This is a genomic window from Citrobacter sp. Marseille-Q6884, assembly GCF_945906775.1.
Lineage (GTDB): Bacteria > Pseudomonadota > Gammaproteobacteria > Enterobacterales > Enterobacteriaceae > Citrobacter.
Genome location: NZ_CAMDRE010000002.1, coordinates 1,694,310 through 1,713,455, shown reverse-complemented (window position 1 = coordinate 1,713,455; position 19,146 = coordinate 1,694,310). Strand labels below are relative to the sequence as shown.

Annotated in this window: 18 protein-coding genes and 1 pseudogene; 7 read left to right on the top strand and 12 right to left on the bottom strand. The window is 50.1% G+C overall.

The window, feature by feature from the left end; translation table 11 throughout:
- The first annotated feature begins 70 nt into the window (after positions 1-70).
- Positions 71-869: pseudogene (locus N7268_RS23260) on the top strand (AraC family transcriptional regulator).
- Here the strand turns inward: N7268_RS23260 and N7268_RS23255 are convergent.
- The 5 genes from N7268_RS23255 to yeaG form a co-directional block, all read right to left on the bottom strand.
- Entirely contained in the window at positions 846-1,292 is a 447-nt protein-coding gene (locus tag N7268_RS23255; RefSeq protein ID WP_260864655.1) for a DUF441 domain-containing protein, read from the bottom strand. The pseudogene N7268_RS23260 and the gene N7268_RS23255 sit on opposite strands and share 24 nt — an antisense overlap.
- 147 nt (positions 1,293-1,439) lie before the next feature.
- Positions 1,440-1,943, bottom strand: a complete 504-nt coding sequence (locus N7268_RS23250) for a YbaK/prolyl-tRNA synthetase associated domain-containing protein (protein ID WP_260864654.1) — start codon at positions 1,941-1,943, stop codon at positions 1,440-1,442.
- Between the two features lie 44 nt (positions 1,944-1,987).
- Positions 1,988-3,478, bottom strand: coding sequence for a diguanylate cyclase DgcJ (gene dgcJ / locus N7268_RS23245; protein WP_260864653.1), 1,491 nt, complete (start codon positions 3,476-3,478; stop codon positions 1,988-1,990).
- 224 nt (positions 3,479-3,702) lie between these two features.
- Positions 3,703-4,986, bottom strand: a complete 1,284-nt coding sequence (locus tag N7268_RS23240) for a YeaH/YhbH family protein (RefSeq protein ID WP_260864652.1) — start codon at positions 4,984-4,986, stop codon at positions 3,703-3,705.
- 123 nt (positions 4,987-5,109) lie between these two features.
- Positions 5,110-7,044, bottom strand: coding sequence for a protein kinase YeaG (gene yeaG / locus N7268_RS23235; protein ID WP_003030707.1), 1,935 nt, complete (start codon positions 7,042-7,044; stop codon positions 5,110-5,112).
- 433 nt (positions 7,045-7,477) lie between these two features.
- Here yeaG and N7268_RS23230 point away from each other — a divergent pair, with 433 nt between their 5' ends.
- The 4 genes from N7268_RS23230 (at position 7,478) to N7268_RS23215 (ending at position 10,169) form a co-directional block, all read left to right on the top strand.
- Positions 7,478-8,224: a MipA/OmpV family protein gene (locus tag N7268_RS23230; protein ID WP_198904427.1), complete on the top strand. Its 747-nt coding sequence runs from the start codon at positions 7,478-7,480 to the stop codon at positions 8,222-8,224.
- Between the two features lie 340 nt (positions 8,225-8,564).
- A complete protein-coding gene (locus N7268_RS23225; RefSeq protein ID WP_260864651.1) occupies positions 8,565-8,738 on the top strand; it encodes a hypothetical protein in 174 nt (57 codons plus the stop codon).
- 10 nt (positions 8,739-8,748) lie between these two features.
- Positions 8,749-9,099, top strand: coding sequence for a hypothetical protein (locus tag N7268_RS23220; protein ID WP_260864650.1), 351 nt, complete (start codon positions 8,749-8,751; stop codon positions 9,097-9,099).
- A 215-nt stretch (positions 9,100-9,314) separates the two neighbouring features.
- Positions 9,315-10,169 carry an aldo/keto reductase gene (locus N7268_RS23215; RefSeq protein ID WP_260864649.1) on the top strand — a complete coding sequence of 285 codons (855 nt, stop codon included), beginning with the start codon at positions 9,315-9,317 and terminating at the stop codon, positions 10,167-10,169.
- Positions 10,170-10,274: 105 nt separating this feature from the next.
- Here N7268_RS23215 and N7268_RS23210 read toward each other — a convergent pair whose 3' ends face one another.
- Both N7268_RS23210 and gapA read right to left on the bottom strand, forming a co-directional pair.
- Positions 10,275-11,159 (bottom strand): D-hexose-6-phosphate mutarotase, encoded by an 885-nt coding sequence (locus N7268_RS23210; RefSeq protein ID WP_260864648.1) that lies wholly within the window; start codon positions 11,157-11,159, stop codon positions 10,275-10,277.
- Positions 11,160-11,313: 154 nt separating this feature from the next.
- Positions 11,314-12,309, bottom strand: coding sequence for a glyceraldehyde-3-phosphate dehydrogenase (gene gapA, locus N7268_RS23205; protein WP_003030697.1), 996 nt, complete (start codon positions 12,307-12,309; stop codon positions 11,314-11,316).
- Between the two features lie 341 nt (positions 12,310-12,650).
- On the opposite strand from gapA, the gene msrB reads away from it, so the two are divergent.
- The gene (msrB, locus tag N7268_RS23200) at positions 12,651-13,064 is read left to right on the top strand and encodes a peptide-methionine (R)-S-oxide reductase MsrB (protein ID WP_260864647.1); all 414 of its coding nucleotides are present in this window, start codon (positions 12,651-12,653) and stop codon (positions 13,062-13,064) included.
- 41 nt (positions 13,065-13,105) lie between these two features.
- Entirely contained in the window at positions 13,106-13,381 is a 276-nt protein-coding gene (locus tag N7268_RS23195) for a YeaC family protein (protein ID WP_198904423.1), read from the top strand.
- Between the two features lie 43 nt (positions 13,382-13,424).
- On the opposite strand, the gene yajD is transcribed toward N7268_RS23195, so the two are convergent.
- The 5 genes from yajD to sppA all read right to left on the bottom strand — a co-directional run bounded on the left by yajD (position 13,425) and on the right by sppA (position 18,977).
- On the bottom strand, positions 13,425-13,769 hold the full coding sequence (yajD, locus tag N7268_RS23190; RefSeq protein WP_003832478.1) for an HNH nuclease YajD: 345 nt from the start codon (positions 13,767-13,769) through the stop codon (positions 13,425-13,427).
- Between the two features lie 94 nt (positions 13,770-13,863).
- Positions 13,864-15,117 carry a glycoside hydrolase family 18 protein gene (locus tag N7268_RS23185; protein ID WP_260864646.1) on the bottom strand — a complete coding sequence of 418 codons (1,254 nt, stop codon included), beginning with the start codon at positions 15,115-15,117 and terminating at the stop codon, positions 13,864-13,866.
- A gap of 276 nt (positions 15,118-15,393) precedes the next feature.
- Positions 15,394-16,032, bottom strand: a complete 639-nt coding sequence (pncA, locus tag N7268_RS23180; RefSeq protein WP_260864645.1) for a bifunctional nicotinamidase/pyrazinamidase — start codon at positions 16,030-16,032, stop codon at positions 15,394-15,396.
- Positions 16,033-16,046: 14 nt separating this feature from the next.
- The gene (gene ansA / locus N7268_RS23175; protein WP_260864644.1) at positions 16,047-17,063 is read right to left on the bottom strand and encodes an asparaginase; all 1,017 of its coding nucleotides are present in this window, start codon (positions 17,061-17,063) and stop codon (positions 16,047-16,049) included.
- A gap of 57 nt (positions 17,064-17,120) precedes the next feature.
- On the bottom strand, positions 17,121-18,977 hold the full coding sequence (sppA, locus tag N7268_RS23170; protein WP_260864643.1) for a signal peptide peptidase SppA: 1,857 nt from the start codon (positions 18,975-18,977) through the stop codon (positions 17,121-17,123).
- Positions 18,978-19,146 lie beyond the last annotated feature (169 nt).

The window sequence follows — 19,146 nt, the reverse complement described above, 5'->3', positions numbered from 1 at the left end:
ACCTTACCGTTTTTACACGATGGATGAATCAAGCTAAAATGACAGTTTATCGCTAATATCGGACATTCTTATGCTGGGACTGAGGCTGGATGGTTATGAGCCTGACCGCTATCACGATGCTGCCGTCGCTTTTTGTATTCAGGCCAGGGAAGATGAACTCTTCAGCCCGCTGCATCAGCACCGCAAAGGCCAGTTAATTCTGGCTTTACATGGCGCGATTACGTGTGAGGTTGAAAATGCCATGTGGATGGTACCGCCGCAGTACGCCGTTTGGATCCCCGGTGAAATTCCGCACAGCAACCATGTGACGGTTGGCGCTGAATTGTGCTTTTTATTTATTGAGCCACAGGCGGTGGTGATGCCGGAACGCTGTTGTACGCTGAAAATAGCGCCGTTATGCCGGGAGTTGATTCTCTCACTGGCATCGAGAACGGATGAACAGCGACACGAAGCCTCAACCGAACGCCTGATACAGGTACTGTTCGATGAATTGCCGCAGCAGCCACAGGAGCAATTGCAATTACCGGTGTCCGATCACCCTAAAATTCGCAAGATGATCTCGACGATGGCGCAGGAGCCAGCGCAGTGGCAGACACTGGGGCAATGGGCGAATGTATTTGCCATGAGCGAACGTAATCTTGCCCGGCTGGTCGTCAAAGAGACCGGGCTGAGCTTTCGGCGCTGGCGTCATCAGTTACAGTTGATTCTGGCGCTGCAGGCGCTGATAGAAGGGCGCAACGTACAGCAGGTTGCGCAGATGCTGGGTTATGATTCGACGACGGCATTTATCACCATGTTCAAAAAAGGCCTGGGTCAGACGCCAGGCCGTTATCTGAACGGGTTGGCTATTGCCTCCCAACAATCAATGAGACCAGACCTGCTGCAATAAGTGGCCCCACCGGAACACCGCGAAAAAGTGCGACACCCAGGACCGTTCCCACCAGCAATCCGGCGACAAGCTGGGGCTGACTGCCCATGAGCGTGACACCTCGTCCACCCAGCCAGGAGACAAATACGCCGACGGCAATGGCGACCAGCGACTTCCAGTTCACAAAGGAGTGGATGAGCGTGGAGGGCGGCAGGGTGCCGCTGGCGATGGGGGCCATCACGCCAATGGTCAGAATTATAATCCCGACGGTCAGTCCCTGCTTTTCAATCCACGGGAAGAAGGTATTCAGCGGGGTAACACGGACAATGATCAGCACCAGAATTGAAACAGCGACAGTGGTGTTATGACTGACAAAGCCCAGCGCTGCCAGTCCAAGCAGGATCAGCAGAGTGACATCAAACATCGTAGTTTCCTTGCCAAAAAAAAGATAAGCCTGCTTACTGTACGCGCAAACACGTGACAGAACAGGCTTTTTTTATCGATTATGATGATTTTTGGGCGAACGCATAACGTTGCGTTTTTATACTGATAAGCCCGGTGTCAGGCGCAGTTATTGCACGCGGCGGAACGAGACTAATTCCGGCTGGGCAATACGCAGATAATCTTCAGCATCCATAATGACGGATTTTTCCAATACGCCGGCATTAAAGGCGATTTCATTAAAACGCTCAAACAAAAGCGGATCGGCGACCAGCTTGAGGTTCGGGTGGAAACTAAAGGGGGGAATGGCGCCAAAAACACAGCCCGTCAGTTCATCCACTTCCGCCGGACTGGCGAGTGATGCCCTTAAACCGCCGAGATGGCTGGCAAGCTGACTCAGATCGGCCTGCTGATCGGCGGACAGGATCGCAAGCACATGCTGATTGACGCCGTTACCTTTCACTTTACAGACCAGAGCCTTTGCGCCCTGACCCAGTTCCGTGCCGCGAATCTCTGAAACAGCCTCGCATTTGCCGACCGCTTCATGGCTGACCACACGATAGGTTGCGCCTTGCGCTGACAACAGCGAAATCAAGCGCTGATGGGTTGCATTACCTTTGTTCACTTCCGTCATGTCTTACTCCTGGTACAACGTGAAAGTCCTGCACAGAAAACCGCTTATGAACGCGCGTGTTTTTTCTGTTTGTTAAGATAGAGCTGGGCATCAGAGGCTTTGTAAGCATCATCAATCGTGTCGTTTGGCTGCATAGTGTAAATACCTGCGGAAAAGCTCACCGAGGTGTCCGGGTCAATAATGTGTAAGTTATCGCTAATGCGCTCCAGCAGACGGGGCGTGAGTTCCGCCGCATAATCGATGAGAATTATACAGAACTCATCGCCGCCGAGGCGAATAGCATAGTCGCTTCGGCGAATGGATGCCTGAATGGCTTTTGCCAGAAGGGTGATAACCCGATCGCCTTCCTGGTGCCCCAGTGTGTCATTAATTGTTTTCAGTTTGTCGCAATCAATAGCAATAAAGGTCACCTGGGTTCCCGCATTGACCATTTTTTGCAAACGCTGTTCGAGTGTAGGCGTCAAGATCTTACGGTTGTAGAGACCGGTCATCGCATCGCTGATATTTTCGCGCGTGACGTTGTGATACAACCGAAAATGCATACGGACCATATTCAGCAGCAGTGCAGTGGCCAACAAATAGAAAGCAAATATCTTCCAGGATGAAACAATAAAGTACATCAAATCGAGCGAGAGCGAGATACGCATACCGCCGGGTATGTCTTTGATATAGCGAACATACTGAAACAGATCGCTCTCGCTTTGGTGAACGATTATTTCTTTGCCTGAGCTGATGTCGGACACGGTCACGTTAAGATAACGCCATACCAGAGGTCGGTCGTTTGTATAAAAAATATTCTTTAAATTATCTTTGTTCACATCCACCATCACCACGCCTTTAAGCTTGCCGGTTAAATAGACCGGGGTTAAAAAGCTCATGATTTTTTCATGCGTGAGATCATCCTCGTAAATACGGGAAATGGCGGTACGCCCCGTGAAAATATCGTCGATATCGTCCTGGTTAATTCCCAATGTGCCTTTTTGCAAAAAAGACCAAAGGTTCATGCTGAATTTATATGAATTGATCAGATCGTAGAAATAGATGTAGTGATTTCTCAAATCAATGTAATAGCGAAATTTGTATTCTTTTGTTCCTAATCCATGCCCGTAATCAGCCAGTTCACGATTCACATTCACCGCCTGGTCGAAGGCAGGCAGCAGGAATATATCATCAAGTTGTTCGATGCAATTTGCTGAGCGGGTCTGCAACGTACCGTGTAACGGCAAATAGCTATGTCGGGTAAGGTTGAGTCCTTGCGTACCGTTCACACTCTCGAACGCTTTACACAATGTTTTGCGCTGTTCAACTGAAATGGGGTCCTGCGGCGATGAAAAGCGGCGCATCAGGTGGGCTGCGATGCTCTGGTTAGTATATTTATCATACAGAAACGAGGAATCCGCTTTCTCAATGATATAACGCATATACGCACTCATCGCCCGGTCGCTGGCAATGAGTTCATAAACCAGAAAAGAAGATGTCAAAACAATTACGCTTACGGAGATAAAGTGCCGAAGCGCTTTATGATGCAATTTCATAATGATTTACAGCCCTGTAAGTCAGATACGGCAGTTTATCACACGAGACACATCCACTCTAACTGTGCGGTTAATTCTGAGGGCGTCATTTTGTAATAAAAATTATTCGCACACTCCATTTCGATTTTAATCGTGAGGTGTTAATACACGTTATGAAAAACATGACGGGTGAATGAGCATGGCTAAAAAAACAGGCCAGAACGATTGTCCTGGCCTGCGAGTGACTAATTATTGCTGGTGGTACTCTGCTTTTGAAACAGTTCGCGGAACACCGGATAAATATCATCCTGATCGCGAATATGCTGCATAGCAAAGTTTTCAAAGGTCGCTTGCAGATGTTCGTACTCGCGCCATAAAGTCTGGTGCGCACGGCGGGTGATTTCGATGTAGCTGTAATATCGCACCACCGGCAACAGCTTTTTCGCCAGAATTTCATGGCATAGCGGCGAATCATCCGCCCAGTTATCGCCATCCGAGGCCTGCGCCGCGTAGATATTCCACTGGGCAGGATCGTAGCGATCTTTTACCACTTCATCCATTAACTTCAGCGCACTGGAGACAATGGTTCCCCCGGTTTCCTGAGAGTAGAAGAACTCGTGTTCATCAACCTCTTTCGCCTGGGTATGGTGGCGAATATAGACAACTTCTACGTTCTTGTAGGTCCGGCTCAAGAACAGATACAGCAGAATATAAAAACGCTTTGCCATGTCCTTGGTCGATTGATCCATCGAACCGGAGACATCCATCAGACAGAACATCACTGCCTGGCTGGAAGGGTCGGGACGTTTTTCATAATTCTTGTAGCGTAAATCAAAGGTGTCGATAAACGGTACGCGTTCGATTTTTGCCCGGAGTTCTGCAATCTCTTTGCGTAAACGTTCCTCTTCCAGCAGTTGGGCAGGTTCACTTTTGGCAATGATCTCCAGATCGGCTTCCAGTGCATGCAGTTCCCGACGCTTGCCTGCTGTCATTGCTGTACGGCGCGCCAGTGAGTTCTGCAGCGAGCGCACCACGCTAATGTTGGCGGGCACACCGTTAGAGGTAAAACCGGCACGGTGCGTTTTGTACTCCGTTAACTGACGCTGCTGGTTTTGCTTCAGATTAGGGAGTGCCAGGTCTTCAAAGAGCAGATCCAGATATTCATCTTTAGAAATTTGGAAGACGAACTCATCCTGACCTTCGCCATCCTGGCTGGCCTGGCCTTGTCCGCTTCCCGAACCACCGCCGCCGCCCTGTGGGCGCTCTATGCGATCGTTCTGAACAAAATGGTCGTTCCCCGGATGCACGCGATGGCGCAGGCCACCACGCCCCTGATGAAACATCGGTTCGCTGATATCATCGTTCGGGATAGAGACAGATTCGCCGCTATCGACATCAGTCACCGAGCGCTTGTTAATGGCCTCGGAGATCGACTGTTTAATTTGCGATTTATAACGGCGTAAGAAGCGCTGACGGTTTACCGTGCTCTTGTTTTTGCCGTTAAGACGCCGGTCAATAAACCAGGTCATAAGCCCCTCCCGTGCTGCCAACTCTTCACATTGTGCAGAGTACCGGATAGCGCTTTCGCGTATCCGGCCTACGCTGTATGTTCTTGTAGGCCCGGTAAGCATTCACGTTACCGGGCATTTGCATCACGATGATTTACGTACGCGCAAATACCATTCGCACAGTAAACGCACCTGCTTACGCGTATAGCCTTTCTCCATCATCCGATCGACAAAATCGTCGTGCTTTTTCTGCTCGTCTGTAGAGGTTTTCGCGTTAAACGAAATAACCGGCAACAGCTCTTCGGTATTTGAGAACATTTTCTTCTCAATAACCGTGCGCAGTTTTTCGTAACTGGTCCAGTTAGGATTGCGACCGCTGTTATTTGCCCTCGCGCGCAGAACAAAGTTGACGATCTCGTTACGGAAATCTTTCGGGTTGCTGATGCCCGCCGGTTTCTCAATTTTCTCCAGTTCCGAGTTCAAGGATTCGCGATCAAACAGCTGACCGGTATCCGGATCGCGGTATTCCTGATCCTGAATCCAGAAGTCCGCATACGTAACATAACGGTCAAAAATGTTCTGCCCGTATTCGGAATAGGATTCCAGGTAAGCCGTCTGGATCTCTTTGCCAATGAATTCGGCGTATTTCGGGATCAGATAGCCTTTCAGGAATTCCAGATAACGTTCTGCCTGCTCCTGCGGGAACTGTTCACGCTCAATTTGCTGTTCAAGGACATAGAACAGGTGTACCGGGTTGGCCGCCACTTCAGCGTGGTCGAAGTTAAACACACGCGAAAGGATCTTAAACGCAAAACGCGTAGACAGACCGTTCATACCCTCATCGACCCCGGCATAATCCCGATACTCCTGATAGGATTTCGCTTTTGGATCGGTATCTTTCAGACTTTCGCCATCGTAAACGCGCATTTTCGAGTAAATGCTGGAGTTCTCTGGCTCTTTCAAACGTGACAGAATCGTAAAGCGTGACAGGGTTTCCAGGGTTCCTGGCGCACACGGCGCATGGGTCAATTCACTGTGATTCAGCAATTTCTCGTAGATCTTGATCTCTTCGGAAATGCGTAAGCAGTACGGCACCTTAACGATGTAAACACGGTCAAGGAAAGCCTCGTTATTTTTGTTGTTGCGGAACGTCACCCATTCGGATTCGTTAGAGTGGGCGAGAATAATGCCGTTAAATGGCAGGGCGGAAATCCCTTCTGTCCCGTTGTAGTTTCCTTCCTGAGTTGCGGTCAGCAGAGGATGAAGCACTTTAATCGGTGCTTTAAACATTTCGACGAATTCCATGATCCCCTGGTTCGAGCGGCACAGTGCGCCCGAGTAGCCGTAGGCATCAGGATCGTTTTGGGCGTGGTGTTCGAGTTTACGAATATCCACTTTCCCGACCAGCGCGGAGATATCCTGGTTATTTTCATCACCCGGTTCCGTTTTGGCGATAGCGATTTGCTCCAGAATGGACGGCCAGACTTTGACGACACGGAATTTAGTAATATCCCCACCGAAATCATGCAGACGTTTCGCGGCCCACGGCGACATGATCGTACCGAGATAGCGACGCGGGATGCCGTACTCTTTTTCCAGAATCTGGGCGTCTTCCTGCGGATTAAACAGGCATAACGGATGGTCGTTAACCGGACTACGCTCACCGTTGGCGCTCAAAACATAGATAGGTACGCGCTGCATTAAGGACTTCAGTCGCTCAGCAAGCGACGATTTACCGCCCCCTACAGGCCCCAACAGATACAAAATCTGTTTCTTCTCTTCCAGCCCCTGAGCCGCGTGTTTCAGATAAGAGACAATCTGTTCAATCGCGTCTTCCATGCCGTAAAACTCTTCAAACGCGGGATATCGAGCAATGACCCGGTTAGAAAAGAGTCGAGAAAGTCGGGGTTCATGGGCCGTATCGACCATGACAGGCTCACCAATAGCCATTAATAGCCGCTCTGCCGCGTTGGCATAGGCGCTGCGATCTTGCCGACAAGTGGTAAGAAACTCCTGCAGCGTGAACTCTTCGTCCTTGGCAGCTTCATAACGCTGGCGATAGTGATCGAATATATTCATGGTATGCCGTCCTTTCGTTTTTTAGCACATGTTAAGAGCCGTTCATATGAATAGTAGAGGCCCCTGAAGAGGTAAACTGAACGACGTCGCTGCTGGAAAAATAAGCAACTCTCATGCCACTTTGATGGTCAGGAGATCAACGTATTCGGTGATACACCTTCTAAAATTAAGCGTAGATGGCATTTGCAAAACTTGCCTGCATGCGCAAATGAATTTCAATGGCATATCAATAACTCATCCGCAAAAAAAGAACATCTTATGTAAAGAAAATAGGCTGAATTCATGCGGTGTTCACCGGGCTGCAAGCAAAATGTCATCACTCGCTGAGAAATTAGGGGGTTACATTACGAGATGAATACGTAAAATAGTTGGGCTGAAGCGCAAGGGCGGTTACACTTTAACCGCTAAACATTTGAATAAGGAATTATGGATTGTGACCAAACTCAAACTTCTGGCACTTGGTGTGCTTATCGCCACATCCGCTAGCGTAGCGCAAGCAGAGAGCAACCTGACGCTGGGGGCTGGCGTTGGCGTGGTAGAACACCCTTACAAAGATTACGATACTGACGTTTACCCTGTTCCGGTCGTGACCTATGAAAGTGAGAACTTCTGGTTCCGTGGTCTGGGCGGCGGCTACTACCTGTGGAATGACAACACAGATAAATTGTCAGTGATGGCGTACTGGTCACCGATGTACTTCAAGCCAGGTGACAGCGACGATAGTCGCTTGCGCAACCTTGATAAACGTAAGAGCACCATGATGGCGGGGCTTTCTTACGTTCACAATACCGAATACGGTTTCTTGCGTACCAGCCTGGCGGGAGACACGCTGGATAACAGCAATGGTATCGTATGGGATCTGGCATGGTTGTATCGTTATACCAATGGTGGTCTGACACTGACGCCGGGGATTGGCGTTGAGTGGAACAGTGAAAACCAGAACGAATACTACTACGGTGTTTCGCACCACGAATCTTCCCGCAGCGGTTTACGCAGCTATGATCCTGAAAGCAGCTGGAACCCGTACCTTGAACTGAGCGCTAACTATAACTTCTTAGGCAACTGGAGTGTGTACGGGACTGCACGTTATACCCGCCTGTCTGATGAAGTGACGGACAGCCCAATGGTAGATAAATCCTGGACGGGGCTTATCTCAACCGGTGTTACCTATAAATTCTGATTTCGCTAAGCGAGAAACAGATAATAATTTCAGGCCCGCAGAATGCGGGCTTTTTATTTTTTACCGCAGCCGCCTGGTTTTGATAACGTATTTCGTCATTTTATTTAACGGTGAAAGTTATCTTTTATTCGAAACCTGCTTAATATATTTATTTTTTATTTTGCTTTTTTAGGTAATAGTCTGAAAAATGGAATTGACATTAAATATTGAATTGCAGATATTACTCAACTCTTAAAATACAGCGAAGAAAATTATTCGCATCGGATATTCAATGAAAAAGTTAATTATGATAGCTGTGATGGGCGGACTCCTGGCCGGGTGCTCCTCGGAAGCCTCCCGCATGAATGACTGCCAAAACAAGGGGATCAGCCGCGACGCTTGTTATATTGCGGAACAAAACCGCCAGGCAACCATCAACGCCGCCGCGGAAAAACAGGCGATGGAGAACGCGCAAAACCTCTACAGCACGAATGACGGTAACTCCCACCATCACAAAAAGCATAACAACGATTAAGGTTTAGCCGATGAAAAAGTATATCATTATCGCTGCACTGGTGGCGTCATCTGTCGCGCCAGCCTATGCCATTAGCGAGGCCTACCGCCAGCAGTTAGAACATGAACATAAAACGATGGTCAGCGAAGCCAGCGCACCCGTTCATGCCAACAATGCAAAACCTGTACATGTGAAAAAACTGGGTGTCGATTTCAAACGTGGTGCTGATGGTATTGCCTATATTAATGGCAAACCCGCATCAAACGATGAGAATACGGCAACTGCACAAACGTATAGCGCAGGTTTAATTACTGTTATTATGTATAAAAATGGTAAAATTGAAGCAATGCAAGAGGGCAAATATTTAGGGCGTTTAAAATAAGCCTGCATTGATAATAAGCCATAGGTTATTTAAGCCCGGGGATATACGCTCTCCGGGCTTTTATTTTGTATTTTCAATATGTTTCGTTCTTTAATCTCTCCGTTACTGCCCCAGTTCAATACACTGCCCAAATAGTGATGGGGTATTTTGTGCACCGTCATAGGGCGGTACCCGTGACTATGCGCTATTGTGGTGCGTAAAGACAGGAGGGGACGATGACTGAAAAGCAGGTGATTTTTACGCAGCAGCTAAGACTCCCGGCCATAGGGCAGGGGACGTGGTACATGGGCGAGAATACCAGCCGCCGTCGGGATGAAGTGGCCGCATTGCAGGCTGGGTTGGATCTTGGCTTGCGGCTTATTGATACCGCAGAAATGTATGCTGATGGTGCAGCAGAAACGATCGTGGGAGAGGCGCTGAACGGTCGGCGCGATGAGGCGTTTTTGGTGTCAAAAGTGTATCCATGGAATGCCGGGGGACAAAAAGCGATTGCGGCCTGCGAAGGGAGTCTGCGTCGGCTAAAAACGGACTATCTGGATCTCTATTTATTGCACTGGATGGGCGACTACTCCTTTGAAGAAACCATTGAGGCAATGGAAACGCTGATAGACCAGGGGAAAATTCGTCGCTGGGGTGTCTCTAATCTCGACTGTAATGATATGCAGACGCTATGGCAGGTTGCAGGCGGGCAGCACTGTGCAACTAACCAGGTGCTGTATCATTTGGCGTCACGCGGGATTGAATATGATTTACTGCCCTGGTGCCAACAACAGAAGATGCCGCTCATGGCTTACAGTCCTCTGGCTCAGGCAGGGCGATTACGTCGTGATTTACTCAGCAATACAGTGGTGAACGATATTGCGCATGCGCACAATGCCAGTGCCGCGCAAATATTGCTGGCCTGGGTGATTCGTCACCCTGGTGTGATAGCGATTCCGAAAGCAGCAAACGTGGCGCATGTGGAGCAGAATGCAGCGGCGTTGAATATTACACTTTCCGCCAGTGAACTCATGGCACTGGATAACGCTTATCCGCCTCCGAAGGGGAAAAAAGCGCTGGATATGGCATAAAGATACCAGAATCACGGTGACATTCATTGGCCTGATAAGGCGTTAACCGCTATCAGGCCTTTTTTACCGGATGGCGATGCTCACGCATCTTATCCGGCTTCATGCTTAACGTTTGGCAACACGAAGGGTTTGTGCCAGACGAGAAGGTTTCTCTTCGGTCGTTTTCTGCGGTGCGGTGGCGTACGCGGTTTCAACGCAGACAAACGTTTTGTAACCGTCATCCGGCATATCGCCCATGCTGACAGAGAGCGCGGGACCCGGGTTCCAGCCAACCACGTTCAGATGGTGGTGGTGCACGACATCGATAGTGCGGTTCAGGGAATCATCATGGATAACGCTGCACGCTTCCGGGTTCAGATAAACGCGGTCAGTACGATCCGGGAATGTCTGGATGCCGTCTGCCAGTACATCTTCTTTAGCGTCGTTCACTTTGTCGATAAAACGATCGCCAAGACCACTGACTTTCACTGCCGCGATATCACCCACGTTAAAATAGGTATGCAGTGCAGAAGTGGTTTCAAACTCACCGTGCGCTTCCAGTTCGATCTCACACGTTGCGCCGACTTTAAAGCGAGCGAGCAGAGTGAAGTCGTGCGGCCATAGCTGACGCGTTTCAGCATTGCTTTGCAGTTCAAAAGTCAGCACAGCGCCGTTGTCATCTTCATTGTGAGCTTTGAGCGTCCACGGCAGGTTGCGGGCGAATCCATGAGAAGGCAGACCCTGAGTGGCAGCCGGGCCAAACCACGGCCAGCAAATAGGTACGCCACCACGCAATGCAACGCCCGTCTTAAATGGCGTGTTGCCGCTTAACCACAGTACGTCTTCTTCGCCTTTTGGTTTCCAGGAAAGGAGATGCGCCCCCTGCAATGCGAAAGATGCTTTAACCTGTGGGTGGTCGACTACGATGATCTCAAGTTCATCAAGCTGACGACGGGAAAGCACAGGGGTAAGTTGTTCGATTACCGGAAGTGCAAAAATTTTATTAATCATTACGCAATCCTCGTTACCCTAAATCATTCAAGCTGCAGAAAGGCGGCAAGTGAATGCAGCCAACGCATCTGTAACTTGAAGTATGACGGGCCTATCTTCAAACAAAAAAAAGAGCGACCGAAGTCGCTCTTACAGATTACTGTCTCATCTCAACTTATTTGGAGATGTGAGCAATCAGATCCAGAACTTTGTTGGAGTAGCCGGTTTCGTTGTCGTACCAGGATACCAGTTTCACGAAGTTGTCATTCAGTGCGATACCAGCTTTAGCATCGAACACGGAAGTGCAAACTTCACCGTTGAAATCGGTAGATACAACATCATCTTCGGTGTAACCCAGAACGCCTTTCATCGGGCCTTCGGAAGCAGCTTTGATTGCTTTCTTAATTTCTTCGTAAGAAGCAGCTTTTTCCAGACGAACGGTCAGGTCAACAACGGATACGTTCGGAGTAGGAACGCGGAACGCCATACCAGTCAGTTTGCCATTCAGTTCTGGCAGTACTTTACCTACAGCTTTAGCAGCACCGGTAGAGGACGGGATGATGTTCTGAGATGCGCCGCGGCCGCCGCGCCAGTCTTTGTGAGACGGGCCATCAACGGTTTTCTGAGTAGCGGTGGTCGCGTGAACAGTAGTCATCAGACCTTCGATGATGCCGAAGTTGTCGTTGATAACTTTAGCCAGCGGAGCCAGGCAGTTAGTGGTGCAGGAAGCGTTAGAAACGATGTCCTGACCTTCGTATTTGTCAAAGTTAGCGCCTTTAACAAACATCGGAGTGTTATCTTTGGACGGACCAGTCAGAACCACTTTTTTCGCGCCAGCAGTGATGTGCTTACGAGCGGTTTCGTCTGTCAGGAACAGGCCAGTAGCTTCAGCTACTACGTCAACACCAACTTCGTCCCATTTCAGGTTAGCCGGATCACGTTCAGCGGTAACACGGATTTTTTTACCGTTTACGATCAGATGACCGTCTTTCACTTCAACGGTACCGTTGAAACGGCCGTGAGTGGAGTCATATTTCAGCATGTAAGCCATGTAGTCTGCGTCTAACAGGTCGTTGATTGCAACGATCTCGATGTCAGAACGTTCTTGAGCAGCACGGAAAACAATGCGACCGATACGGCCAAAACCGTTGATACCTACTTTGATAGTCATATATTCCACCAGCTATTTGTTAGTGAATAAAAGGTTGCCTGTAAAATTACAAAAACCTTACGCAGCGTCAAGCGGAATCGTGTCAATCATTGCGACAAATCAATCTGCTGCCTAAGCTTTGCGCAACTGACTCGCCTCACTCTTCCTTTGGGCTTGAAACCACATGGGGTCGGCGGCCCGAATTTTAAAGGGCAATCAAGATAAAAACGTGATTCTGATCACGAATTACAGGCTGCCATTTCGCAAGGATCAAGTTTAGAACAAAAGTTCGCACTCCGGTGTTAATGTTTTGTTAGAATCTGTCTCGCATTGTGAGTATAGATAAAGTGAGATGTGAGCAAATGGCTAATCAACCTTCTCCAGAAGAACTGAAAAAAAATTTGTCCGAAATGCAGTTCTACGTGACGCAAAATCATGGGACAGAACCGCCATTTACCGGGCGTTTGCTGCATAACAAGCGTGATGGTGTCTACCACTGCCTGATCTGTGACAAACCGCTGTTTCGTTCAGATACAAAATACGATTCCGGCTGCGGCTGGCCCAGTTTTTACGAGCCTGTTAACGAAGAGGCTATCCGTTACATCAAAGATACATCGCACGGAATGCAACGTATTGAAATCCGCTGCGGCAACTGTGATGCACACCTCGGACATGTCTTCCCGGATGGTCCAAAACCTACCGGCGAACGTTACTGTGTTAACTCGGCATCATTAAACTTTACTGATGGCGAAAGTGGTGAGCAAATTAAAGGCTGAGGAAACGATTCAGCAAATTATTCTACGGGAGCGGGTTTAACATGAATCTTGATGAGATGATCGACAGCATGACGCCGGAAGTTTATCAGCGTTTATCCACTGCCGTTGAGCTGGGGAAATGGCCGGATGGTGTTGCGCTGACAGCAGAACAAAAAGAGAACAGTTTACAACTGGTGATGTTGTGGCAGGCACGCAACAATGTTGATGCGCAGCACATGACTATCGACACGCGTGGTGAGATGGTAATGAAGAGTAAGCAGCAGTTGAAGGTCGAATTCGGGATCACGCCAGAGCCGATTGCGACGTTCAAATCCTGAGGGCAGAGGCCCGGTAGTAAAAACGCCGGGCCTGCGGTCACAATTATTTTTTGTTCATCATCGCTTTAAGATCGGCAAACGGGTTGTATTTCGCTTCGCCGACAGCCTTCTGCGCATCTTCGCCCGCGACCACGGTGGAACCATATTGGTCCGCTTCCGTATATTTGGAATGCTCATGATCGTGGCAATACAGGCACAACATCTCCCAATTGCTGCCATCTTCCGGGTTGTTGGAGTGATCGTGATCGATATGGTGTACCGTCAATTCGCGAAGATTTGAATAGACAAACTCACGGGAACAGCGTCCGCAGACCCAGGGGAAGAGTTTAAGCGCCTTTTCCCGATATCCGACTTCCAGACGGGCGTAATTTTTAGGGATAAAAGCCATAAAACTGCATGCCTCCTGTAGAAAATGAAAATCTGCGCCGAAAACTGGCGCAGCGGCTGGTGCTCATCATAACCTATTGTACGCGGCGTTGGGATCAGTGTTTAATTCCTAACGACTCGGCCAGTTGCTTCGCCAGTTGGTTGTTATCATCCGCACCATACTCCCAGAACATCGCACCTCCCAGACCTTTTTTCTTGATGTAGTCTGCTTTGATGGCAACTGACCGCGGATTTTCGTAGGAGAGGGCAAAAAGCGCTTTTCCGTCAGCGGACTGCACCGACAGCCACGGCACTTTTGCCTGATCGTCCCAATGTTCTGTAAAGCGTTTCTGCGGGTCGTTGATAAACTTCGCGACAATATCGTTGTATTTCACGTAGGTATCTTTGCTCAGATCCACACCCAGAGATTTGAACAGATCAATTTGTGCTGATTCGAAGTAGGGCTGGGTTACCGGATTTTTCTGCGCGTCAGGTTTACTCCAGTCAATACCGGGTTCAACGGCGCGTTTTGGCACACGACCATAAAAGCCAATCCCGAGGTTCATCTGGCTGGGTTTCAAACCCGCAGCAAGATAGTTATTGACCACAAAGTCGGCGCTGTACTTATCCGCCGCCGCAACCGTCGGCCACTGCGTCGAATCATATAAGTTAGCGTTGAAGTATTGCGTACCGTAAGCCATGTCATAGGTCATCAGGTTGATGTAATCGAGTACTGGCGCAATCGCCTTCACATCAACCCAGCTTTTAGGGCTGTCAGCATTTGCGCCCACCGCGATGGTGACCAGCTTTTTATGGCCAAAAGCCGCGCGGAGTTCCTTCAACAACGCGGTAAAATTATCGCGATCCGCGGGTTGGCTTTCGACTAAACCCCACGCACCGTTAACGGGGTATTCCCAGTCGAGATCGATGCCATCCAGTCCATATTGATCAACAATTTCCTGTGCCGACTGAATAAATACCGCGCGAGTCTCCTTCGTCGCCGCGGCGCCTGAGAAACCACGAGCGCTCCAGCCCCCCACAGAAAGCAGAACCTTCAGGTCAGGATTCTGTTTGCGTAGCACGGGAATTTTCTGCAGATCGGCCTGGACTTTCTCCGACAGCCAAATCTGGTGCAACTTGCTGGTCTCTTTTAAGGCGTCGTTGGTTTCCCCTTTCTCGTCGTTGTAGACCAGACCAAAGGAGTAGTTGAGATGGGTTATCTGGCGGACATCCAGTTTGTCGATATCGCCACCAGGACCGGCTGTGACATCGCCACCGCCGTTAAAGTAGCCGACTGACATCAGGGAATTCGCGGAAACAACGCTTGCGCAAAGCAGGGGTAATGCTGCCAACAAAGGCAAAAGTTTCATCGGTGTTCCTCTTTGACAATTAAAAAATCAACACGCCACATCAAAAAGTGGCGAAAAAAACAGCTCTCGCAGACTAACAGTTTCAAAAAAGGAAAAATGCGAAGGGGTTCACGCGATGCGGGCGAAGCGGCAGACGCAGGATATCAATTCTGGTAGGGGGGGGCAAAATTCGAAAGTCGTGGATGAACGGGCGAGGAGACAAGCCGTTTTACGATGTAACACGGTAAGCTCACGGGCAAGACCTGATGGCAACGCGGGGTTGCCATCAGCAACGCATCAACGCTGCGTTTCTTCCCAGTCTGCCAGCGTATATAGCGTGGCACCCGCCGCCGCCATTTCCATAAACGCGTACGCACTATCCTGTGGCTGAATATTCACTCCGCGACAACCGTCAGTGATGACGTTAACGGTATAGCCAAGATCCAGCGCATCAAGCACCGTAAACTTAACGCAATAGTCGGTTGCCAGGCCCATGATGATGAGTTCGGCAATGCGATTTTCCAGCAGCCATGCATTCAGCGCGGTTGCCTGACGCCGTCCGTTATCAAAAAACGCGCTGTAACTGTCAACGAGTGGGTTCTCGCCTTTGCAGAATGTCTTGTTGATGGCGCGTTGGTTGAGTAATGTATGGAGGGCCGCGCCCTCAGTGTTCTGCACGCAGTGATCGGGCCAGAATGTTTGTGGCAGACCGTCCAGTTGACCCTGACTGTAAGCGGCAACATGATGCTGGCTGGCAAAACTGCCGTGGTTTACCGGATGCCAGTCCTGGCTGGCAACGATTGCGTCACCACGCGCTGTACACCAGTCAATAAGACGATTAGCGACATCTACGGTGCTATCACCTTCCGGGACGGCAAGTGCGCCCCCCGCACAGAAGTCGTTTTGCAGGTCAACCAGCAGTAATGCTCTGGCCATCGTCATGTACTCCTCTATTCGTCCGGGGTCAGCTCGCCACGCAAATTTTGCGTCATGGCGGTGCGAATGGCTTGTGCATCCAACCCCTGGCTCAGCAAGAAATGCAGTTTGGTAAGTGTCGCTTCGACGGTCATATCCGCTCCGCCAATGACGCCAGCATGTGCCAGCGCGTTGCCTGTCGCATAACCGCCCATGTTTACTTTACCGGACATGCACTGGGTGAGGTTAACCACGACGATGCCACGCGAACTCGCTTCTTCAAGCTCTTTCAGAAACTCTTTATTCTGCGGGGCATTCCCGACGCCGTAAGAGCGCAGAATTAATGCTTTTACTGGCTGGCGCAAGAAATTACGTACCACATCTGCCGAAATCCCCGGATAAATGGTGACGACGCCAATCGGTTGTGGAGTAATCGGATGCACGATCAGTTCACCGCTATCGTGTGGTGCTGGCGGTGTCCCCAGACGGCGGATGTGGATCCCGGCTTCAAGCAGCGGGGCAAGGTTCGGCGATGCAAACGCATCAAAACCATCGGCATGGGCTTTGGTCGTGCGGTTACCACGGAACAGCCGATTATTGAAGAACAGAGTCACTTCATTAATCGGATAATTGGCTGCAACGTAAAGAGCATTCAGCAAATTGATCTGACCGTCCGAACGCAGCTCTGCCAGCGGGATTTGTGACCCTGTCACAATGACCGGTTTGCCCAGATTATCGAGCATAAAAGAGAGCGCCGAGGCGGTAAACGCCATGGTGTCGGTGCCGTGCAGGATGACGAAACCATCGTAGTCGTCGTAGTGCGCTTTGATATCTTCCGCAATATGCTGCCAGTCTTCCGGCGTCATGTCGGAGGAATCCATCAGCGGGTCGTATTCGTGGATGGTGAAATCTGGCATCTCGGGGCGGTGGAATTCAGGCATCAGCGCTAACTGACGCTGAAGGTGACCGGAAACAGGAATATAACCTTGTTCTGAGCGCTGCATACCAATGGTACCGCCGGTATAAGCAACGTAAATCGATTTCTTCTGCATGACTTTTTCTTCTGTCTCAAAGAAAAACCCCTCTTCATGCCGAAGAGGGGTCAAGAGTTAGCGAACGTTGGCGCAGGTCAGACAAAACGCGTAACGGTTCTGCGGATCGTTAAACGCAGCCAGCTTATCACTCTCGGCTTTCACGGCGCTTGCCGCTGAGGCCAGTGGTGCCGGAAGCATTGCCTGAATGGCCGCTGGCAGCATGGCGCGAACGGAGCCTGACATGCTATTTATCACCATATCAACAAACGTCGGCTCATCCTGATAGAAATCGATGTGCCACTGTTTCAGTTTGGCCAGTTCAGCCGCTTTCGCGACCGCATCGTCAAAGTCACCGAGGCTGTCTACCAGACCGTTAGATTTTGCATCCTGTCCGGTCCAGACGTGGCCCTGAGCGATTTTATCAATCTGTTCCGGCGTGGTCTTACGGGCATCGGCAACCAGCGTGATAAAGCGTTTATAGCCATTTTCGATGCTCAGTTGCATCATTTGCTGTACTTCCGGCGGCAATGCTTTGGTGAATGCAATATCCGCCAGCGGCGAAGTCGATACGCCGTCAGTATGCACGCCAATGGAATCCAGGCTGTTTTCTACGGTGTTGATGACACCAAAGATACCGATTGAGCCGGTCAGGGTGCTTGGGTTAGCCACAATGTAACTGGCTGGTGTGGAGATCCAGTATCCACCGGATGCCGCCATGCCGCCCATTGAGACCACCACCGGTTTACCTGCAGCTTTCGCGGCAGCCAGTTCAGAACGGATCACTTCCGAGGCGCTGACGCTGCCACCCGGGCTGTTAACGCGCAGGACAATGGCTTTCACTTTAGGATCGAGGCGCGCTTCGCGAATCTGAGCGGCGGTGGTATCGCCACCGACATTCCCAGGCGTTTCGTCACCATCCATAATGGCCCCATTGGCGAAGACGACGCTGATGCTGTCGCCGGTGTCTGCCGGGGTTTTCAATGTGTAATCGTAATAGCTGACGGCACGGTAGTTTTTATCCGCTTTGCTCCAGCCAAACTGTTTGGTGAGCAGTTTTTCAACTTCGGCACTGGAGGCAAGGGCGTCTACCAGTTTGTTGTCGAGCGCATATTTCGCGGTGTCGCCATCCACTTTTGCCAGACCGTCAAGCATCGCCTGCGCGCCCGGGAACACCTGCAGAGCCGGGATCTGGCGATTGGCGGCTACCGTGTCGAGATAGTTCTGCCACAGCTCGCCGATCCAGCGGCTGTCGGCCTCACGTGCGGCCGGAGACATATCATCGCGAATAAACGGTTCCACAGCGGATTTATAGGTCCCAACGCGGAAAACATGCGTTGAGACTTTCAGTTTATCCAGCAGGGACTTGTAGTACAGCCCATTGGTGGCAAAACCGTGCAGGTCTACTGAGCCCTGTGGGGAGAGCCAAATTTTATTGGCAAAGCTGGCGAGATAATATTGCCCCTGGCTGAAGTTATCACCGACGGCAAAAACCGGTTTCCCGCTGTCGCGGAATTCGCGCAGCGCTTTACCGATGTACTGCATGGACGGTTGATCGGCGCCGGCAAAGTTCTTCAGGTCCATCACAATACCGGTGATATTGCGATCATCCTTTGCCTGGCGAATCGTGTTGACGATATCAAACAGGGAATTTTCCTGCAGACGATCGGAACTGGCGCCAAACAGCTGTCGGCCAATGACCCCCAGGCGACTGGTACTGGAAGGCTTATCCACAATCACGCCTGAGATATCAAGCAACAACGCGCCACGCTCTGCGTGTTCGGTACTGTTGGTGCTGCTGACCTGCATCCAGATACCGACGCCAACCAGTACAAGGAAGATAAAGAACAGGTTAAGCACACATTCACGGACGAAATTCAGTAATCGCCATGTCCATTTAAAAAATCCGGCAATAAATCGCCACAGGGTTCGCATGTATTCTCCCTACCGATTAACAACACGCCTTCCGGTTATACAGAAGAAAGGCGTTAAGATGTGGCTATCGTAATGACCCAACAGGCACTTGTCAGCAGGAATCACTGCTGTGCTGTAACAAAAACCGCTCACGTGTTAGTTTTGTGAATAAATCTCATTGTTGGAGTTA

Bases quoted from the DNA above. Each gene is read 5' to 3' on its own strand.
- N7268_RS23255 (WP_260864655.1), bottom strand. From the start codon at position 1,292: ATGTTTGATGTCACTCTGCTGATCCTGCTTGGACTGGCAGCGCTGGGC.
- N7268_RS23250 (WP_260864654.1), bottom strand. From the start codon at position 1,943: ATGACGGAAGTGAACAAAGGTAATGCAACCCATCAGCGCTTGATTTCG.
- dgcJ (WP_260864653.1), bottom strand. From the start codon at position 3,478: ATGAAATTGCATCATAAAGCGCTTCGGCACTTTATCTCCGTAAGCGTA.
- N7268_RS23240 (WP_260864652.1), bottom strand. From the start codon at position 4,986: ATGACCTGGTTTATTGACCGGCGTCTTAACGGCAAAAACAAGAGCACG.
- yeaG (WP_003030707.1), bottom strand. From the start codon at position 7,044: ATGAATATATTCGATCACTATCGCCAGCGTTATGAAGCTGCCAAGGAC.
- N7268_RS23225 (WP_260864651.1), top strand. From the start codon at position 8,565: ATGAATGACTGCCAAAACAAGGGGATCAGCCGCGACGCTTGTTATATT.
- N7268_RS23220 (WP_260864650.1), top strand. From the start codon at position 8,749: ATGAAAAAGTATATCATTATCGCTGCACTGGTGGCGTCATCTGTCGCG.
- N7268_RS23215 (WP_260864649.1), top strand. From the start codon at position 9,315: ATGACTGAAAAGCAGGTGATTTTTACGCAGCAGCTAAGACTCCCGGCC.
- N7268_RS23210 (WP_260864648.1), bottom strand. From the start codon at position 11,159: ATGATTAATAAAATTTTTGCACTTCCGGTAATCGAACAACTTACCCCT.
- gapA (WP_003030697.1), bottom strand. From the start codon at position 12,309: ATGACTATCAAAGTAGGTATCAACGGTTTTGGCCGTATCGGTCGCATT.
- msrB (WP_260864647.1), top strand. From the start codon at position 12,651: ATGGCTAATCAACCTTCTCCAGAAGAACTGAAAAAAAATTTGTCCGAA.
- N7268_RS23195 (WP_198904423.1), top strand. From the start codon at position 13,106: ATGAATCTTGATGAGATGATCGACAGCATGACGCCGGAAGTTTATCAG.
- yajD (WP_003832478.1), bottom strand. From the start codon at position 13,769: ATGGCTTTTATCCCTAAAAATTACGCCCGTCTGGAAGTCGGATATCGG.
- N7268_RS23185 (WP_260864646.1), bottom strand. From the start codon at position 15,117: ATGAAACTTTTGCCTTTGTTGGCAGCATTACCCCTGCTTTGCGCAAGC.
- pncA (WP_260864645.1), bottom strand. From the start codon at position 16,032: ATGGCCAGAGCATTACTGCTGGTTGACCTGCAAAACGACTTCTGTGCG.
- ansA (WP_260864644.1), bottom strand. From the start codon at position 17,063: ATGCAGAAGAAATCGATTTACGTTGCTTATACCGGCGGTACCATTGGT.
- sppA (WP_260864643.1), bottom strand. From the start codon at position 18,977: ATGCGAACCCTGTGGCGATTTATTGCCGGATTTTTTAAATGGACATGG.